Source organism: Desulforhopalus sp. IMCC35007 (assembly GCF_005116575.1).
GTDB lineage: Bacteria > Desulfobacterota > Desulfobulbia > Desulfobulbales > Desulfocapsaceae > Desulforhopalus_A.
In genome coordinates this window covers 34,073-52,449 of record NZ_SWCN01000023.1, presented here as the reverse complement: position 1 = coordinate 52,449, position 18,377 = coordinate 34,073, and the positions used below count along the sequence as shown (strand labels likewise).

15 protein-coding genes are annotated in these 18,377 nt (G+C 47.2%); 10 read left to right on the top strand and 5 right to left on the bottom strand.

The window, feature by feature from the left end:
- Positions 1-6: 6 nt before the first annotated feature.
- The 3 genes from FCL48_RS19965 to murI are packed head-to-tail and all read right to left on the bottom strand — an operon-like array spanning position 7 to position 3,302.
- Positions 7-1,806 carry a RiPP maturation radical SAM C-methyltransferase gene (locus tag FCL48_RS19965; protein ID WP_136874954.1) on the bottom strand — a complete coding sequence of 600 codons (1,800 nt, stop codon included), beginning with the start codon at positions 1,804-1,806 and terminating at the stop codon, positions 7-9.
- Between the two features lies 1 nt (position 1,807).
- A complete protein-coding gene (locus FCL48_RS19960) occupies positions 1,808-2,461 on the bottom strand; it encodes an outer membrane lipoprotein carrier protein LolA (protein WP_169309296.1) in 654 nt (217 codons plus the stop codon).
- Positions 2,462-2,519: 58 nt separating this feature from the next.
- Positions 2,520-3,302, bottom strand: coding sequence for a glutamate racemase (gene murI, locus FCL48_RS19955; protein ID WP_136874950.1), 783 nt, complete (start codon positions 3,300-3,302; stop codon positions 2,520-2,522).
- Positions 3,303-3,575: 273 nt separating this feature from the next.
- Here murI and FCL48_RS19950 point away from each other — a divergent pair, with 273 nt between their 5' ends.
- Entirely contained in the window at positions 3,576-3,833 is a 258-nt protein-coding gene (locus FCL48_RS19950) for an FmdB family zinc ribbon protein (protein ID WP_136874948.1), read from the top strand.
- A gap of 28 nt (positions 3,834-3,861) precedes the next feature.
- Here FCL48_RS19950 and queA read toward each other — a convergent pair whose 3' ends face one another.
- Positions 3,862-4,938: a tRNA preQ1(34) S-adenosylmethionine ribosyltransferase-isomerase QueA gene (gene queA, locus FCL48_RS19945; protein ID WP_136874946.1), complete on the bottom strand. Its 1,077-nt coding sequence runs from the start codon at positions 4,936-4,938 to the stop codon at positions 3,862-3,864.
- A 312-nt stretch (positions 4,939-5,250) separates the two neighbouring features.
- On the opposite strand from queA, the gene mqnB reads away from it, so the two are divergent.
- The 9 genes from mqnB to amrS all read left to right on the top strand — a co-directional run bounded on the left by mqnB (position 5,251) and on the right by amrS (position 17,457).
- Positions 5,251-5,976, top strand: coding sequence for a futalosine hydrolase (gene mqnB / locus FCL48_RS19940; protein ID WP_136874944.1), 726 nt, complete (start codon positions 5,251-5,253; stop codon positions 5,974-5,976).
- Positions 5,955-6,806 carry a 1,4-dihydroxy-6-naphthoate synthase gene (locus tag FCL48_RS19935; protein ID WP_136874942.1) on the top strand — a complete coding sequence of 284 codons (852 nt, stop codon included), beginning with the start codon at positions 5,955-5,957 and terminating at the stop codon, positions 6,804-6,806. The genes mqnB and FCL48_RS19935 overlap by 22 nt, the downstream gene beginning before the upstream one ends.
- Before the next feature lie 154 nt (positions 6,807-6,960).
- Positions 6,961-7,902: a molybdenum cofactor guanylyltransferase gene (locus tag FCL48_RS19930; protein WP_136874940.1), complete on the top strand. Its 942-nt coding sequence runs from the start codon at positions 6,961-6,963 to the stop codon at positions 7,900-7,902.
- Positions 7,903-7,907: 5 nt separating this feature from the next.
- Positions 7,908-10,502, top strand: a complete 2,595-nt coding sequence (locus FCL48_RS19925; RefSeq protein WP_136874938.1) for a sensor histidine kinase — start codon at positions 7,908-7,910, stop codon at positions 10,500-10,502.
- Between the two features lies 1 nt (position 10,503).
- A complete protein-coding gene (locus tag FCL48_RS19920; RefSeq protein ID WP_136874936.1) occupies positions 10,504-10,899 on the top strand; it encodes a response regulator in 396 nt (131 codons plus the stop codon).
- 279 nt (positions 10,900-11,178) lie between these two features.
- Positions 11,179-14,217, top strand: a complete 3,039-nt coding sequence (locus FCL48_RS19915; protein ID WP_136874934.1) for a PEP/pyruvate-binding domain-containing protein — start codon at positions 11,179-11,181, stop codon at positions 14,215-14,217.
- The gene (gene gdhA / locus FCL48_RS19910; RefSeq protein ID WP_136874932.1) at positions 14,217-15,566 is read left to right on the top strand and encodes an NADP-specific glutamate dehydrogenase; all 1,350 of its coding nucleotides are present in this window, start codon (positions 14,217-14,219) and stop codon (positions 15,564-15,566) included. The genes FCL48_RS19915 and gdhA overlap by 1 nt, the downstream gene beginning before the upstream one ends.
- Positions 15,567-15,587: 21 nt before the next feature.
- Positions 15,588-16,337: an arginyltransferase gene (locus tag FCL48_RS19905; protein WP_136874930.1), complete on the top strand. Its 750-nt coding sequence runs from the start codon at positions 15,588-15,590 to the stop codon at positions 16,335-16,337.
- A gap of 118 nt (positions 16,338-16,455) precedes the next feature.
- Positions 16,456-17,457 carry an AmmeMemoRadiSam system radical SAM enzyme gene (amrS, locus tag FCL48_RS19900; RefSeq protein WP_240744897.1) on the top strand — a complete coding sequence of 334 codons (1,002 nt, stop codon included), beginning with the start codon at positions 16,456-16,458 and terminating at the stop codon, positions 17,455-17,457.
- Here amrS and FCL48_RS19895 read toward each other — a convergent pair.
- On the bottom strand, positions 17,454-18,245 hold the full coding sequence (locus tag FCL48_RS19895) for a hypothetical protein (protein WP_240744896.1): 792 nt from the start codon (positions 18,243-18,245) through the stop codon (positions 17,454-17,456). The two genes, amrS and FCL48_RS19895, sit on opposite strands and share 4 nt — an antisense overlap.
- Positions 18,246-18,377 lie beyond the last annotated feature (132 nt).

Sequence of the window (18,377 nt, the reverse complement as noted above, 5' to 3'; positions counted from 1 at the left end):
AAGGTTTCAACGTTGTTGAACGGCAAGGGAGAGGATACGTCCGTTTTCCTGAAACATGAGCCGTTTTAAGCACATTTCATCTATGAACGTTGCAAGTGTGTCGTGGGCTATCTGGGGAAAACATGCCCTGATTTCTGATATCGGGGTTGGAACCTGCGCGGAGAGGTATATTTTCCTCGAGAGGCCACGAAGCCTGTGATGCAGAGTTTTTCCAGAAGGTCTCTCCTGCCTGATGATAATAAATTTTCCACCATCCCGGTAAGAGAGGGCGGGACGAGCTTTATCTGGTCTGTTGGTATGAAAATCCTGCCAGGCGGCAACCCTTTTTCTGACCGGCTTCCATTTCTGTTGCTGCTTCTTTTTATCGCCCCGGTAGCTGTAGATCAACATTGTCAGGGCATTGAGAGGTTCTTTTGGGAAGAGCAATCTTGTTTTGTCATGGGGCAGGGTGGTCTTTATACCATATTTTTCCAACGCTCTGTAGATGGGAGAGCCGTAGCCAAGAAAAAACGAAGCCACCGTGAGCGGGGCAAAAGGCAGGACAAAGTCAAGGTTGAGCAGTGTCTCTTCTATCTCTTTACTGGAGGTTGTTGGAAATTCTGCGATAAGGTTACCCTCCATCTTGATGTCATGTTCAGCGCAGAGTTTCATCATGGCGATATTATCCATAGTCGTGCTGCCCTTGTCCATTTTCTTGAGCAGTGAGGTAGACAGGGCCTCAATGCCGACCTGAACCGTTGTCAGGCCCCCTTTGCGATATGTTTTCAGGCGTTCAATCTTTGCTGTTGCTCTGATTTCTGCAAAAAAATCAAAATCAAGAGGCATCTCGTTGATTGCTGCAAAAAAGTGATCAGCCCCTTTTGGCGGCAACGCATTGTCGGTGAAGGTAAACTGAAGAGATTCGTGTCGCTCTGCCAGCGCCAGTACCTCGTCCACCATTCTGCCAGAGTCCTTAAAACGATAATTTGCCCACTGAATGTTGAGATTGCAGAAGGTGCACTTGTTCCACCAGCATCCCCGAGAAAACTCAACAGGAAGAATGGGGATAAAAGGCTGATGGGAAAAACTTTTCCGCATCTCGCTTAGGTAGGGCCTGTAATCCGGGTAGGGCAGGGACGAGATTGCAAGTGGAGAAACGGGCAGGGACTTTTTTGTGACCGGTATGCGACTATGGATACCATCCGCAAGCATCGTCTCCGTATTTGTCAGAAAATTGCAGAGGCTCAGAAGTCGTGCTTCTCCTTCTCCATCTATGACAAAATCGACCTGATTGTATTGCTTGATCAGGGATCTTCCCACTTCTCCCGAGCATGATGAACCACCTATCACAATAGGAAGGTCGGGTTGTCGGGCCTTTATGAGCTTGGCTAAATACAAGGAGGGGAAGAGCTGGCTAAAGCAGATGGAAAATCCAAAAAGTCCGTAGTGACTGAAATCGATGGTCTCCAGCAGATTTTGACAACAAGCTTCGACCTGTTCAGTCAAAGCGTTGAAGTCCACTTCTTTCGAGTTTACCGAGGGTAGACTTGTGTAAAACAGTCTGGCTGCATCTTCCCTTTTTTCCGGGTAGAGAAGGGGAGCAAAAAGAGCCTCTCCCGCCCAACCGGACAAGGCAATCTTAGGGTACAGATTGGTTCCAAGACTGTTTGCCACTGCAAGATAAGGATGAAACAGCTCTACCTGGTAAGCAGATTTTTGCTGCAGATACCCTGACAGCGCAGCCAATTGGATCGAAGGACGGTTTAAAATTGCCCAGGGCATGGAACACAGTCCAAGGGCAAAGGTGTCAGAGGGGGAGGGATTCATGCTATTGCTGAATGATTTCAGTACCCTCAGGCGGCGTGAAGGAAAAGAGGGTGTCTATTTCAGCCTGGCCTTTGCCCTCCAGCCCATCTGTGTGAATATTGCTGAGATTAAGGACGGTAATGGTTCCGAAGTGATCCTGAATATGTATTCTGTGGATAAGAGAGTCCTTGCTCACCCAGAGATGAATATCCTGCACCTGGGAGTGGGGGACAATGGGAATCAGTTTTATTATATTGGTGGTGCTATTTTCCTCGCCGGCGAGTTCGGTATCGGCCGGTCGGATGTAGAAGTCATTTTGTAACTGTGCTTTGCCGGAAAAAAATGAATATGTGAGATCTTTTTCAAGGCTTGAGGCGGGTGAGATGATCATCTGCCTGAGTTCTTCAAAATACATAAAAAAATGCAGACCATCACTCAGCAAAACCTGTCGCTTGGGAGCGAGGTAGTCCCAGCGCATTTTACTCTTACTGTTGCCTTTTAAAAATGCGGCGGTGCCGGAACCTGTTTTTGGTTTTCCGGTGATTTCTCCCCGTGTATTCTGGTTAAAATTAAAGGTAATGCTCTTCATGCTGTCGTAACGCTGCTGTAGTCTTTTGGCAATATCTTCAGGAAACTCGGTGTCGCTGGCCTGTACCAGATGCCCTGATAAAGCCATGAAACAACAGCAGAGGATTACACTGGAGAAAAAATGGAAGAATTGTTTTGTCATGATATTATGCCCGGAGGAGTTCTATTGGCCTTTGGAAAATAGTTTGGGCGACGCCCTCTGCAGTTTTTGTCAGATCCGTGACGTAATATTTATTTTCACGGGCGGTATGCCCCGGAATGGGAGTTGAGATTGTACTATCCACAAGACACTGCTTCAGATATTGTGCAGTGGCTTGAGATGAATCAATAAGTTGAACACGCCTACCAACCCTGTGCTGGATAAGTTGGCTCAGCAGGGGATAGTGGGTGCACCCAAGAACCAGGGTGTCTATTTGGAAATCTTTAAAATAACTCAGATATCTACGCAGGATCATTTTGGTTTCACGTTTGTTGAGCCACCCCTCTTCCACGAGGCTGACAAGGAGTGGGCAGGCTTTTGAGACCACCTTAAATTTGGCATTGTGTTGGTGTATCAGTTTTTCATACAAGCCGCTGTCAATGGTAGCCCTTGTTCCTATAACGCCTATCCTGCCGGTTGCAGATTGCTTGACGGCAGCGTTTACAGCGGGAGTAATGACCTCGAAAATAGGAAGATTAAATTCCCGACGCAGACGACCGGTTGCAACACTGGAGGCTGAGTTACAGGCAATGACGATGATTTTCGCTCCGTTTCTGATGAGAAAACGTGTGTTTTCAATCGAGTATTCCTCAATTGTTTTGGCACTTTTGGGTCCATATGGTGTTCTTGCTATATCGCCTAAGTACAGTAAAGGGTGTTCAGGTAACAGCTGCTCAACAGCTTTCGCAACTGTCATGCCGCCAACCCCAGAATCAAATATTCCTATCATATAATTACGTTAAGTACAGAAGTATAAGGAGAGTTAAAGAGTGGTTTAAAGGGCCCTCTATAACAAAAATAGACATTAACAACAAGCAATGAACGATTCAACTAAAAGGAGGTGTTGTAATGTAACTTGAATTGTTCAAAGTGTTGACAGACTTGGCTTGGAGCATTAGATTTGCACCAGCGAAAGAGGCAGTTTGGACTAGCTGTCGAATTGATTAATAATTTTATTAGGTTAGTTTGCCATAGCAAGGTTATGGCACCATAGGTGAAGACAATGCCAGTGTACGAGTACGAATGTAAAACGTGTGAAAAAGTTTTTGAGGTCCAGCAAAAAATGGCCGACGCTCCTTTAACCAAATGTCCTGAGTGTGATGGTCCCATTACGAAACTGATGTCGATGAGTTCGTTTCAACTCAAAGGTGGTGGCTGGTATGCAGACGGCTATAGCAGTACCAACGGTGGGGTTTCAAAGCCCGCCGCCTGCAAGACAGATTCCGCCTGTGCTGGCTGCCCGGCAGCAAGCACGACCTGAACCACGTAAATTCACGATACCAAAACGTTTAGCTGCCAATAATTGCCATCGCATCGCCATACGAGAAGAATCGATAACCCTTTTTAATTGCTGATTCATAGCAGTTAAGAAGGGTTTCCCTCCCGCAGAGTGCTGACACAAGAAACATAAGAGATGAGTCCGGCAGGTGAAAGTTGGTGATCAGGTTATCAACGACCTTGAAGGTAAAGCCTGGATAGATGTAGAGATCACACCAGTCTTCCATGGCTTGTAAAGTCCCGGTCTCTCTTGCACCAAACTCCAGAGCCCTTACTGAAGTTGTACCCACAGCCCAGATCTTTCCCCCCTGCTTTTTTGTGTCGTTTACCTTTTTTACCACATCCCGGCCAATTGAAAGATATTCCCTGTGTATCTGGTGGCGGGTAATATCCGACTCCCGAACCGGTGCAAAGGTCCCATAACCTACATGCAGGGTGACCTCTGCGATTGTCACACCCTTGTTTCTCAGCTTCTCCAATAATTCTTGAGTGAAATGAAGACCTGCAGTTGGGGCTGCGACCGCACCAGGCTGATCGGCATAGACCGTCTGGTATCGTTGGCTGTCTTCTTTGGTCGAACCTTCTTTTCTGTTTATATAGGGCGGCAGTGGAACGTTTCCGGCGAGTTCCAGGCATCTCATCAAGCCGAGGTCTTCGTTGAAATGAATCTCCAGGAGAGCCTTGCCGCCTTCAAGATAGTCCACTACCTGACAACGGAGCTCTTCATTTATGGTGATTGTTGAACCTATTACAGGTCGTTTGGATGATTTCAGTAAGCCATGGGCCCGTCCTGAATGTGTCGAACTTTCAAGAAGTTTTGGAAACTCGAGGAGAAACACTTCAATTTTTCCCCCTGTGGCTTTTTGACCAAAGAGTCTTGCCGGGAAAACTTTTGTGTTGTTGACGACAAGAACGTCGCCTTTTTGAATAAATTCATGGACATCGCTGAAGTGACAATGCTGACGGCTGTTGTCTGCCCGGTTCAGCACCATGAGTTTAGAGTTGTCGCGTTTATCCGCAGGTCGTTGAGCTATTGATTCCTGGGGCAGATCATAATGGTAGGCTGCCAGCTTGAGATCTTCTTGCATTATCTTGATATTTGGGTAAAAAATACTACAGTCGCCAATGGGCCAATGTATATAAAATTATTATGTGTTATTGTGATGATTGTATTTATTCAGCTCAGAAGGTATCGCATCTCTTTGATCTTGCAAGGTACATTTCTACCCGGTTGGGGAAAAAGCTAAAAGAGATGGGACATTGTTTGTGACAAGAAAATACTTTTTCCAGAAAACAGGATACGCATCTCATGCTTTTCCTTACTTTTTATATTGCACTCCTGGCAATGTTCTGATGTCTTGGCCATCTTGGCCTAAGGTGCAAAGGGGCTTGTAGATACCATGATCCTGGTGACAGCTGCAACTGAATTTGAGATGAACGCGTTTTTAGAGGCGATGGATGCTCTTGATCTTTCGCAGACAAAGGGTCTGTCCTCTAATTCCTGGCGGGCTCTTGTTACTGGGGTTGGACCCGTTCTCACGACGTTGAACCTTACAAGGTTTCTCTGTGAGACGACAGAAACTATTGACGGGATAATAAATTTTGGGGTTGCAGGGGCTTATTTTCTCCCTCAGAACACTTCTGCCCGCCAGCCACAGCTTTTAGATGTCTGTGTGGCAGAGCGTGACCTGTTTGGTGATCTTGGAATATGTATGGGAGATGCCGGGATTGAGTATTTCAGGGAGGACCTTGTAGAACATCTCGTGTTTGAACTGGGGAATCCCCTCTTTTCCAGCTCTACAGCTGTGCTTGAAAATAACGGGATTGCCTACCTCAGTGGGACGTTTATTACGGTACACAGTGTTACAGGGAAAAAAGCCCGCGGAGACTGGCTTCAGAAAAGATGGGATGGCTTGTGCGAGAATATGGAGGGTGCGGCTGCAGCACAGGTCTGCAAGACTTTTGGAGTGGAACTTTTCCAACTGCGTTGTGTTTCAAATATGGTCGAAGACCGGAACCCCTTGAACTGGCGTTTGCAGGAAGCCTGCGAAAAAGCAGGAATGATAGTAAAGATGATTGTTGAAGAAACACAAAGAGAGATGAAATGCAAAAAAATGGCAACCTGAGTCTGGGGTTTTCTCCCTGTCCCAATGATACTTTTATCTTCTATGGACTTGTGCATAAACTGGTGGACTGTCATGGGCTTAGCTTTAGTCAACCTCTTCTTGAAGATGTCGAGCAATTAAATAATTGGGCGGTGGCAGGGGTACTTGATGTCACCAAACTGTCTTTTCATGCCCTGGCTCATGTACTGGATGAATACTGTCTTCTGGCGACAGGAAGCGCTCTTGGCAGGGGATGTGGCCCGCTTCTCGTTGTTAAAGACCCTGAAATGGTGGATATAACCCGCCTGAGGCGCATTGCAATTCCCGGAAAACTCACGACAGCAGCACTGCTTTTGCAAATGTATCTGCCCCATCCCTGTGAACTTGTTGAAATGCGCTTTGATCGTATAATGGCTGCGGTGAAAAAGGGAGAGGTGGAAGCGGGCGTCATCATTCATGAGTCACGCTTTACTTACCAGCAGGAAGGCTTGTTCTGTCTGCAGGACCTTGGCGCTTGGTGGGAAGAAACCACAGGCATGCCTATTCCGCTTGGAGGGATTGCGGCGAAACGAAGTTTTGGGCCGAAAACTCTGAAAAAAATTGAGCAGGTCATAGGCTTGAGTGTCGAGCATTCTTTTCGCTATCCTGAAAGATGTCTTGACTATATACAGTCCTACAGTCAGGAGTTGGATAAGGAGGTTGTTGAAAGTCATATCAAGCTCTATGTTAATGATTTTTCAAGAAACCTTGGTACAGAAGGGCGAGCAGCAGTACAGATGTTTATTGAAAAAGGCAGAGAGAAAGGGGCGCTGCCCCAGGGTAGACAGGATATTTTTATCAGCGCTGGTTAAGGGCAGTGCTGTTTCAAAAAAGGGTGCTAAGGGGCGAGGTACCAAGATGATTCTGGCCTTAAATGTGGTGGGCAAGCTCTAATAAGGTCAAAAAACAAGAAGCCAATCTGTACGGTACTTATCTGGTAAAAGATGAAAAAGTGGTGGTTATATCATGGACAAACTCTATCAAACAGATCAGCTGAAGGCGTTTCCAATTTTTCACCTTATCGGAGGTTCAGAGGCACAAAGAGCAGAGTTTATTGGCAGGCTGCGGGAGATTCTTGATTCATGCCATCTGGATGTCGGCATTGTCTCCAGGAGTCTGCCCCAGCGCTATGAACTCAGTTCTTTAGCCCGGGAAAGCGATCTTGTACTCGTAGAGGGGAGTGCTAACTGTAGTCTGCACAAAATATATATTGGTCAGGGGCATGAGCTGACAGTCGATGACTTGCACTGGCCTGGGGGAAATATCCAAACTATAGAGGATTTTTCAGAAAAGCTGTTGGAAAAGCTGGACATTATAAGAGAGCAGGTACCAGTCTGGGCCTGCATCCTGATAGGCGGACGCAGTTCCAGAATGGGCGAGCCGAAACATCTTTTAAAGACGACAGAAGGTTCTGATCAGACCTGGGTGGAAAGAGTTGTTCGTCTGGTTGAACCTCTGGTTGATGGGCTGGTTGTTTCAGGCAGGGGAGAGCTCCCGCAGAGTTTATATGAAATGCAGCGGGTCCCCGATATTCCTGGAGTCGCAGGCCCTCTTACCGGTGTGCTGTCGGCCATGCGCTGGCAACCAGCTGTCAGTTGGCTTGTTATAGCCTGTGACATGCCTTTTATTTCTGCTGAAGCAGTGAACTGGCTTGTTGCCGGGCGCAGGCTGGGTTGCTGGGGACGTGTTCCCCGTCTTGTAGAGGCTGATTACTGTGAACCCCTGTTTGCCTGGTATGACGGTAAAGCTGCGCATCTTCTTGAAGAACAGCTTCTTTCCGGCAATTTACGTATTGGCAACATAGCGACTCATTTGAAAATTGATACCCCACGGATTCCCGAATCCTTACGCTCTGCCTGGCAGAACGTTAATACTCCTGAACAGTTACGGGCCGCACAGCAGGGATAAGAGGGATGGGGATATCTCGGGTTTTTGCAAAAAATGTCGGTGACAAGATAGGCAACAAGCTCTTTGCGGCGTTTGTTCTTATTGTGGTACTGACTATTCTGCCCGTTGCCCACCATGTGCTTGACTCAGTTAACACCTTTGGTAACTATTCAACTCGAATTAATAAGGAACAAATACGTAAGCAGGCAATTTCATATCTTACTCGTCTCTGCGACGAACAGGGTGCCCGTCATGAGGAGTATTTTGCTAAATTCTCCGCCGTGGTACATCTTTTAGCCACCCAGGCAAGCGATGTATATCAGGACCTTTCCGCCTATGCAGCCATGACAGGTGAACCCATTCCGCTCCACTTTCAACAGGAAAATCGGATGTACATCACAGGTCCGGGTGAGCCTGTCGTTTCCTTATACTGGGGAGCTTCATCCATGGCCGCAGATATCCTCATAGAAACGGCTGCACTGAGACACCTTGATTCCGGCCTGATGGAGGCGGAAAAGGTTTTGCCTGAGGCACTGGCGACACATGTGCTTACGACCTCAGGAATCGGCAAGTATTATACCAAAAATTCTCAGGCCAGAAGGGCTGTTCGCCAATTGCCCGTGGCGACGGAGTTTGATCAGCGAAATGGCGCGCCACTCACCGTTTTTACTGAATCAGAAGAGGGGCAAAAGGGAGTGCGGTGGACTAAAATCTACCAGGATGATGTGGTTGATGGACTCGTAGTGACGGCTTCCGGGCCTATTGTTGACGGAACCGGGCGTTTACGTGGTGTCGTAGGTATTGATATACCACTCTCAACGCTCGTAGACACTATTCTGGATGCGGGTGGGCTGGAACAGCAGGGTGATGGTCGAGTGCTTTTATCTTTTCTGCTGGGGAGTTCCGGGGAAATTATAGCATTTCCCATAGAATTTCTGTCACTTTTTGGTCTTCCTTCTCTTCCTGAACAAATGGAACATCCAAGGGATATGCTGGATTACAATCTGGATCAATCAACAAACCCTCAGGTTCAGAAGATGGTTGCACGAATTCTTGCCAAGGAGTCCGGTGTTGAAACGGTATTACTCGGTGAAGAGAACCATCTGGTTGCCAGTCAAACTCTTTCTGTCCATGGTTGGAAACTCGTAATGGTGGCAAGAGAAGCGGACCTGGTCTCGTCTGCGGAAAAGACCCGGCATGCCCTTGATGAAATGATAGTTTCACTGAAAACACGGTTTGTTTTCTACAGCCTCTGTATCACCTTGATTATCCTCTGTCTGTCTTATCTTGCCGTGAGAAATTTTGTTGCCCCTCTGCAAAAGCTCGCCCTCCTTGCAGAGCGGGTGGGCGAGGGTGACCTCTCTCAAAAATCAGACCTTGAGCGGGGGGATGAACTGGGAGCACTCGCGACAGCCATGAACACCATGATTGATGGCCTTGTCTCTGCTGAAACAATGAAGAAGCAATATTTTCACAGGCTGGAAGACGGCATAAAAACCAGAACTGCCCAACTGCAGCGGAATAATCAAAAGCTCAGCGCTATGATGCGAGATGTTCATGTGGAGAGTGAAAAGAATAGAAAGTTGTCCAACGCCCTGAGAGAGCGGGAACGCCAGCTTATCGCCACCATGGAGGCCTCGCTTGCAGGACTTTGTATTGTTCAGGGGAACCGGTTTAAATATGTCAACGCGGCAATCGTCAAGATGTTTGGTTACAGTAAGATAGAACTGATAAACAGGATGGGGCCGATAGATCTTATTGCTCCGGAATATAAGGTTGAGGTCATGGAAAGGATGTCTCTTCAGGAGGAACGTCTCTACAGACGAACCGATCAGCCTCACCATGTGAAGTGTCTCAGGAAAAATGGAGAGGTTTTTGATGTCGAAGTGGATGGTTCGTATATCCCCTGGAAGGGCGTTCCCGCCTCGGTTGGAACCATGATTGACATATCGGACCACGTACAGGTACAGGAAAAAATACGAGTCAAAGAAAAAAGTCTGCAGGGCTTGCTGCAGGAAAAAGATCTGCTGCTGCGTGAAGTCTACCATCGGACCAAAAATAATATGCTCGTTATCATTTCCATGCTTGCCCTGCAGATGGAGGAGATTGAAGATCAGGCCGCAAAGAAAATATTTGAGGAAATGGAACACCGGATCAGGGCCATGGCCCTGGTCCACGAAAATCTCTATCAGTCAGAAAACCTGGTTGAAATCAACCTCGGTGAATATCTGGCAAAGCTTGCCCGTACCCAGGTTGAGCATATGACGTTTTCCAATCAGATAGAGGTTCGTGCTGATTATTGTCAGGTGACTGTCCCTTTTGATAAAGCTGTTCCTGTAGGCCTTGTCGTCAGTGAACTTATCACCAACTCTGTAAAACACGCGTTTCCTTCAGGGAAAAAAGGAATTATCCGTATCCAACTCGCGGTAAAAAAAGGTGTTTATTATCTTGTTGTAGAGGATAATGGAACGGGGCTGCCAACGGAAATTGATGTTGAAAATGCAACGTCTTTCGGCCTCCAGATTACATCCAGTATGGTGGTAAAACAGTTAGGGGGAACATTGGCTATAGACCGAAGCAGGGGGACTGCTTTTCATATTACCTTTAAGGACAGAACTTAAAATGGAGACCAGGGGCAGGAAAAAAGGGTTGATTATGCTTGTTGAGGATGAAGTCCTCGTTGGGATGATGCTTCGTAAAAAAATTGAAGCCCATGGTTATATCACAAGCGATGTCATCACAACGGGTGAAGAAGCCGTGGAGTGGGCACGCAGTGAAAAACCGGACCTGCTCTTTATGGACGTGGCCCTTCCGGGTAAAATTGACGGGGTTGAAGCGACCAGACAGATTAAGACATTTTTGGATATTCCCGTAATTTTTTTTACGGGCAATCACAGAGATCCGCAGGTGATTGAACGTTCAAAGGCTCTTGCCCCTGTTGCCATTCTCGACAAGCTGGGCAGTTTTGATGCTGTGATCCGTGCCGTTGAAAGTGGGCTTGGCGGATCCAAAGGCTGAGATTATAGATGAGTTCCCTTTTTCCCAAAGAGATATACTGTATTGTAGATGGATAAAGGGTCGCGGGTCGTGTAGTTGCAGCCAAGGTAGTTGTATCGAGTGGTCGTTCGAAAACTGTTGTTTGGCTTAACCATGGCGTTATACCATGTATCGTAACCATTGGAGGGAAGCATGACTCTGAGAGTAAGGGTATGGATATGGTAAAAATGTATGTTGCATCCAGGTCTTGACCCAAACCCTTATGTTCAAGGATGGACACTATCTCACAGGGAGGAAGCCATGTATATTGACTCCAAAGAAATACTTCCTCATTTTGATCCTCATTTTAAAATATTTCATGACCTGATGCCCTTTAAGGTTCAGGAAATATTGCTTGTTTCCAGCCTTTATGATGCCTACATCATGGAGGAGGATGGAAGTCTCGCCACCCGCCTGATCAATGAGTACCATGGGCTGAATCTTAGTAAACCCCCTAAGATAACCAGAACTTCTTCCGCTGAAGAGGCTCTCGGGCTCATCCAGACAAAAAACTTTGATATGGTCATAACCATGCCCTTTTTAGGGGGGATGGATGCCTATGTCTTCGGTAAAGCCATTAAAAATATTCGACCTGATCTTCCGGTTATCCTTGTTGCCCATAATCTGCGGGCAACCTTTCCGGAGAGGGTCGGAGACTATGGTATTGACAAGACCTTTCTCTGGTGCTGTGAAGCTGATCTGTTGCTGGCGATTATAAAAAATGTTGAAGATCACCGCAATGTCGATGCGGATACCCAGTCGGCCATGGTCCGGGTCATTATCTATGTGGAGGATTCACCGCTCTACAGATCGCTTTTTTTACCTCTTATCTACAATGAGATTGTACGGCAGACCCAGTCCGTACTCAGTGACAGTCTCAACGAAAGACACAGGCTGCTGAGGATGCGGGCCAGGCCTAAAATTCTTATCGCCACCTGTTATGAAGAAGCCATGGCCCTGTATCAGGCCTACAAACCCTATGTGTTTTCAGTTATTTCTGATGCCCGATATAAAAAATCCGGAGCAATAGATGCCCAGGCGGGCGGGAAGTTTTTGAAATTTATCCGCCAGGAATCCCACGATATTCCTCTGCTGATGGTTTCAACCGAAGAGCGGAACCGTGACTGCGCTCACAGCATTCCCGCAGTATTTCTCGATAAAAACTCTCCTCTGATACGGGATGAACTCCATAGCTTCTTTCTCAATTACCTGGGATTTGGGGATTTTGTTTTTCGTCTGCCGGATGAAACGGCCATTGGTACCGCCTCAAATCTTTATGAGTTTGAAAAACAGCTCAAGGTGATTCCAGAAAAATCCCTGCGCTACCATGCCCTGCGCAACCATTTTTTCAACTGGGTCATGGCCCGGGCAGAAGTGGTGCTGGCCCGTCGTATCCACAAGGATTCTCTTTCAGTCGACCACGACTGGGCCAGGATGCGGGAGGATCTGGTTGCCAAGGTACATTCTCTGCGCAAGCACCGCCAACAGGGAGTGGTCGTTAAATTTGACCCCGATCTCTACGACCCTGAGATTATGGATTTTGTGAAAATCGGTAGTGGGTCAATGGGAGGTAAGGCACGGGGAATCGCCTTTATGTGGGCCTGTCTGCAACGGGCACATCATGAAAACTCCGTGCTGGCTTCCTCTCCGGTTACGATTCCGAAAACCTGCATTATCACTGCCGATGGTTTTGATACCTTTGTCGAGGAACAGAATCTTTACTATTGCAAAAATTATCCCGACGAACAAGTCGCCGACCTGTTTCTCGATGCAACCCTTCCTCATTGGCTCCGCAAGGCCCTGAGGGGGTTCCTGCAAAAAACGACAACACCTCTTTCTGTACGTTCTTCAAGTCTTCTGGAAGATGGCCAGTTCAAACCCTATGCGGGCCTGTATTCCACCTATTTTCTGGCAAACAATCACCCTGAGTTTGAGGAACGTCTCGCTCAGCTTGAAAGTGCAATCAAGCTGGTATACGCCTCGACCTGGTTTGAAGGGCCAATAGCCTTTTCAAAGGTCACAGGGCTTGGTCGCGATGATTCCATGGCCGTGATCATTCAACAGCTTGCAGGCAAACGATACGGGGATTTCTGGTATCCCGGAGTTTCCGGGGTCGCCCAGTCCCATAATTTCTATCCGGTTATGGGGATGAAAGCCGCTGAAGGGATTGCCCATGTGGCTCTGGGGCTTGGTAAAACCGTTGTAGAGGGAGGCAAGGCCCTCTGGTTTTCTCCTGCCAGGCCGAAAAAACTGGTACAGTTTTCCACAGTGGAGAACATGCTGAAGTACAGCCAGAGACAGTTTTATGCTCTGGATGTCAGTCCGGAGAACTGTCTGGAAAGGGATATATCCAACCTTGTTTTACGTACTGTTCAGGAGGCTGACCATGAAACTCCTGTGAGCCTGCTGACCTCAACCTATGTCGCTGTGGAAAACAGAGTTCGGGATACGAGGATGCCGGGACCAAAGATTGTCACCTTTGCCCAGATGCTAAAGTATGATGGTTATCCGCTGGCCAGCATACTACAGGAGCTTCTCAACATCGGCAGAACAGCTATGGGTGGGGAAGTCGAGATAGAGTTTGCGGTGGACGTGGATCCTGAGCTTGGGTTATCTACCTTTTACTTCCTGCAGATCAGGCCGATGATTACAGGTGGAGAATTTGCTGATGTGCAGATTTGCGATCATGAAATTGAAAATGCTATCTGTCATGTTCATCAGTCCTTAGGACATGGGCAGTTTGATACAATCCGTGACATTGTCTATGTACCCACCAGAGGGTTTGATGGGGCTAAAACCCAGGAGATGGCAAGCGAAATAGGCGAAATCAACCGAAGACTCCTTGCCGAGAACCTTCCGTTCCTTCTGATAGGACCTGGCCGCTGGGGGTCTTCCGACCCCTGGCTTGGTATTCCTGTACAATGGGCAGATATATCCGGTGTTGCAGGGATTATAGAGGTCAGAAACAGCTCCATTAAAGCGGAAGCCTCGCAGGGGACTCATTTTTTTCAGAATATTACCTCCCTCGGTATCCCGTATCTGACGCTCAATGAAAGCAAGAATGGCAGCAGTCAGGAGGCACAAGATTTTTTCCGCTGGGATTGGCTTGAGGCGCAGGAATCCATGAAAAAAGGACTTTATGTGCATCATGTACGAACCAAGCAGCCTTTCGTTCTCAAGTGCGACGGGACCCGGTCGCAAAGTGTCATCTTTGAAAAAGCAGCATCGTGTGAAGACAAATGTGAAATAAATGGTAATGAGGTCTGGAGCCAGAAATATATTTTCAGTGGAGAGGAATAATGGAAAACACCATAGAAAAGATTCGCGATAAAGATCCTGAGCAAAAGGAATTTCATCAGGCTGTGGATGAGGTGATCCATAGTGTGAAACCGGTATTGGATCGAAATTTTGAATATCGTCAGCAGGGAATCCTTGAACGGATTACTGAGCCGGAACGGGTTATTATGTTCCGGGTGCCCTGGATGGATGATGATGGGCAGGTACACGTGAATCGTGGTTTTCGAGTGGAGATGAACAGTGCCCTCGGTCCCTATAAAGGCGGTCTGCGTTTTCATGCCTCTGTCAATCTTGGAATCATTAAATTCCTGGCCTTTGAGCAGGTGTTCAAAAACTCTCTTACCACCCTGTCCATGGGAGGTGGAAAAGGCGGCTCGGATTTTGATCCCAAGGGAAAATCAGACAATGAGGTGATGCGCTTTTGTCAGTCCTTTATGATGGAACTGTACAGGCACATAGGGCCTAATACCGATGTTCCGGCAGGAGATATCGGAGTTGGCGCCCGCGAGATTGGTTATCTGTTTGGCATGTATAAGAAGCTGAAAAATGAGTTTACCGGAGTGTTGACCGGCAAAAGCCTTGCCTGGGGAGGTAGCCTTATTCGTCCTGAGGCCACAGGGTATGGGGTCGTTTACCTCGCAGCAGAGATGCTGCAGACCAGAAGGCAAACCCTGGAGGGGAAAAGCTGCCTGGTTTCAGGGTCCGGTAATGTCGCACAGTTCACGACAGAGAAAATAATTGAGCTGGGAGGAAAGGTAGCCACCCTCTCCGATTCGTCCGGCTATGTTTACGATGAGGCGGGAATAGACGCTGAAAAACTGGCCTTTGTCAAAGAGTTGAAAAATATCAGGCGGGGAAGGATCAGCGAATACAAGGAGCGTTACCCCGAGGCTGTATATATCCCTGTTTCTCCCGAGCGTGATTACAATCCGCTTTGGGAGCATAAGGCAGATTGTGCTTTTCCCTGTGCCACCCAGAATGAGATCAATGCAAAAGACGCAAGCCACCTGTTGTCAGGCGGTGTCGCCTTGGTCTGTGAAGGTGCAAATATGCCGACCATTCCAGAGGCTGTCGATATATTTCTTGACCACAACATTCTTTTTGCTCCGGGTAAGGCTGCCAATGCCGGTGGAGTTGCCGTATCCGGTCTGGAAATGGCACAGAACTCCATGCGTCTGTCTTGGCCGCGGAAGGAAGTGGATGACCGCCTGAAACAGATTATGAAATCTATTCACAGCACCTGTCTGGCTGCATCTTCTGAATACGGGGTTGAAGGTAACTATGTTGCAGGAGCCAACATTGCAGGTTTTGTAAAAGTAGTGAATGCCATGCTCGATCAGGGCCTTGTTTAGATGAGGGGAAAGATAGGTTGAATGAAAGACATGACCTCAACATATGATGCGCAATGCCGGCAGGAGTTTGGAGCACTCTATCCGAAATTACAGCAGTATTTTTTTTCAATCAACATCGATTGCCCCTATGGCTTACCCTATGTCGCCACCTTCCATCAGGCGACCTTTGCGCCGATTGGGGAGCGCGTAATGGAACTGTTTCTCGCAGCGGGCTACAGGCGCAATGGGGATTGCCTGTATACGATGCACTGCAAAGACTGTAAGGCCTGTGTTCCGATCCGCCTTCGGCCCAGACTTTTTGTGCCGAACAGAAATCAAAAACGGAGTGTCAAAAAAAACAGTGATGTTGTCGTTGAGTTCATGCCATTACGGGTAGATGATGAAAATATAGAGTTGTGTGACCGATTCTTACAAGAGCGATATCCAAGGGAAAATAACTCTGCCCGGGGCTATTTTCATGATTTTTTTCTCACCTCCATCGTCAGTTGTGCCCAGTTGCAGTTCAGGGTAGATGGCCGGTTGATCGGGACATCTATTGTGGATATTGGCTATAACTGGCTCAACGCTGTCTATTTTTATTTTGATCCGGAGGAGGCAAAACGGAGTCTGGGGACATTTAATATTATGACGCTGGTGGAGGTCTGTCTGGATTGGGGCGTTGAGTATCTCTACCTTGGTTATCTTATCAAGGATGTTGCTGCAATGAGTTACAAGAGTAATTTCAGGCCTCATTCAGTTTTGATAGACAATAGCTGGAAGCACATTGACTAGCCTTTATTTCTCATCAATATTTTGATTGAAAGCTCAACTACTTGATTTCATTTTTAAAAACTTACTATCGTGAAAAGAGATTGATACCTTAAAATGAATGTTTGAGGAGGTGTTTGCTGTGAACTCATTCTCAGAAAAAAGTGCAGTATGTGATCTTTGCCACCATAGTTGTCGTTTGGCAAAAGGACAGATTGGCATCTGTGGTGTCAGACGAGGTACCGGAGAAGCTGTTGAAAGTCTTGTTTACGGCAAGGTGGTGGCGGAAAATATCGATCCCATTGAAAAAAAACCACTTTTTCATGTTCTGCCCGGGTCTCTGAGCTATTCCATTGCAACGCCGGGGTGTAATTTTCGCTGTCTAAACTGTCAGAACAGTTCGATTTCCCAGGTAAAAGATGGTCTGCCCGGCAGCCGGACAACCGTTTACAGATCGCCTGAGGAAATCGTGGACGCCGCCCTTGCTTCCGGCTGCAAATCCCTGAGCTACACCTATGTTGAACCCACGGTCTTTTTTGAATTTGCCTACGACTGTGCAGTGCTTGCAAAAGAGAGAGGACTCGGCAACATCTTTGTCTCCAATGGCTATATGTCTGAGAAGGTGGTGCAGGCAATGGCTCCGGTTTTAACGGCTATTAATATTGATCTCAAGTCATGGGACGATGGCTTTTATCGAAAAGTCTGTGGGGCAAGGCTTGAACCCGTTCTGGATAATATCAGAAGGTTTGTGGACAGCGGAGTCTGGGTTGAAGTGACCACTCTGATCATCCCCGAAATGAATAACAGCGAAAAGGAACTTCGATCGATCGCGAACTTTTTAGCAGGGGTCGATCGCAATATTCCCTGGCACGTAAGCGCCTTTTATCCGGCGTATAAAATGATGGATAAAAAGATGACACGGCCATCTGATATTGACTTTGCCCGGCAAATCGGCAGAGACTGTGGTCTGCCCTATGTGTACGGTGGTAACATCAGAACCACTGATGGCATGGCAACTTTATGTCCTGATTGTGGTCTGCCTTTGATTGTACGCAATAATTTTATTGTTAATGAAAACAGGCTCGTTGATGGAGCCTGTCCATCCTGCCAGGCAAAGGTTGCCGGAATGTGGCAATTACCTTAATGCTTGCTGCTCCTTTTTAGAAAGAGTGCCCGGCTGATAATGGTCAGCAGGATGGCAAAGACTGCTGCAGCTATGCCGAGCAGGACGTTAAAAAAAGGTGGCGCAGCCAGAGCAATACGAATAATCAGGGTCGAAAGGGCAAAACCGGAGTTTCGGAATATTGCATAAAACGATGGCTGAAAACATTGGGATAACAATACGACCAGGATGTCTGTCAGGATAAGGATCGTGTAAAAACTGTGGAGAAAATCGGGATGTTCCTGGTGGGTCATTGTTGCGATGACACTGTTTACCCCAAGAAAGGTGAAGACAGCGAGCAGGATGATGGCGATGCCTTTTTTCGCTGCCACGAAACTGTAGATATCGACAGGACGCATTTTGTCTTCTGCCGAAAGGGCCTGGATTTTATAATAATAGCCGAGAAGACCAAAGATCAACAGGGCACCGAAGCCGTCCGAGAGAATGTTCAAAATTGCCTGTTGGTTGCCAAGAAAAGTAATGGGCTCTGGGAAGTAGGAAAGTTCCTTAAATGCGTTTCGCATGAGGATGAGCGCCAGAATTTCAAACTGTTTGCCCACCGAACGGCTAAAGGAGCATGGGATCGTGAAGATCAGACTGATGACCTCCAGAATAAGCACCACAGTAAAGGCTGCCTGGACAGCAAAAAAGTGGTTTTTAGGGGTGAAGCTCTGAAAGGCTACAGGCAGGAGACCCTGCCTGTTAAGCTCTATGCCGATAAGGCTGAGGAGGAAAAAGAGCACCAGAAAAAAAGAGATTTTCTTGTGCATTTTTTCATGTTCCCAAAGATAGTGTAATGGGTCAAAGAGATATGTGATTTTTTCGTAGATAAAGTTCATGTGTACAGTAATTGTAAGAGTGTGACGGATATGCGGGTTTGTGGAAAAATTAAATAATTCTCA

Excerpts from the sequence above, each read along its gene's own strand:
- FCL48_RS19920 (WP_136874936.1), top strand. The coding sequence starts at position 10,504 with ATGGAGACCAGGGGCAGGAAAAAAGGGTTGATTATGCTTGTTGAGGAT.
- FCL48_RS19915 (WP_136874934.1), top strand. The coding sequence starts at position 11,179 with ATGTATATTGACTCCAAAGAAATACTTCCTCATTTTGATCCTCATTTT.
- gdhA (WP_136874932.1), top strand. The coding sequence starts at position 14,217 with ATGGAAAACACCATAGAAAAGATTCGCGATAAAGATCCTGAGCAAAAG.
- FCL48_RS19925 (WP_136874938.1), top strand. The coding sequence starts at position 7,908 with ATGGGGATATCTCGGGTTTTTGCAAAAAATGTCGGTGACAAGATAGGC.
- mqnB (WP_136874944.1), top strand. The coding sequence starts at position 5,251 with ATGATCCTGGTGACAGCTGCAACTGAATTTGAGATGAACGCGTTTTTA.
- FCL48_RS19960 (WP_169309296.1), bottom strand. The coding sequence starts at position 2,461 with ATGGCTTTATCAGGGCATCTGGTACAGGCCAGCGACACCGAGTTTCCT.
- FCL48_RS19950 (WP_136874948.1), top strand. The coding sequence starts at position 3,576 with ATGCCAGTGTACGAGTACGAATGTAAAACGTGTGAAAAAGTTTTTGAG.
- FCL48_RS19965 (WP_136874954.1), bottom strand. The coding sequence starts at position 1,806 with ATGAATCCCTCCCCCTCTGACACCTTTGCCCTTGGACTGTGTTCCATG.
- FCL48_RS19935 (WP_136874942.1), top strand. The coding sequence starts at position 5,955 with ATGCAAAAAAATGGCAACCTGAGTCTGGGGTTTTCTCCCTGTCCCAAT.
- queA (WP_136874946.1), bottom strand. The coding sequence starts at position 4,938 with ATGCAAGAAGATCTCAAGCTGGCAGCCTACCATTATGATCTGCCCCAG.
- FCL48_RS19895 (WP_240744896.1), bottom strand. The coding sequence starts at position 18,245 with ATGCACAAGAAAATCTCTTTTTTTCTGGTGCTCTTTTTCCTCCTCAGC.
- murI (WP_136874950.1), bottom strand. The coding sequence starts at position 3,302 with ATGATAGGAATATTTGATTCTGGGGTTGGCGGCATGACAGTTGCGAAA.
- FCL48_RS19930 (WP_136874940.1), top strand. The coding sequence starts at position 6,961 with ATGGACAAACTCTATCAAACAGATCAGCTGAAGGCGTTTCCAATTTTT.
- FCL48_RS19905 (WP_136874930.1), top strand. The coding sequence starts at position 15,588 with ATGAAAGACATGACCTCAACATATGATGCGCAATGCCGGCAGGAGTTT.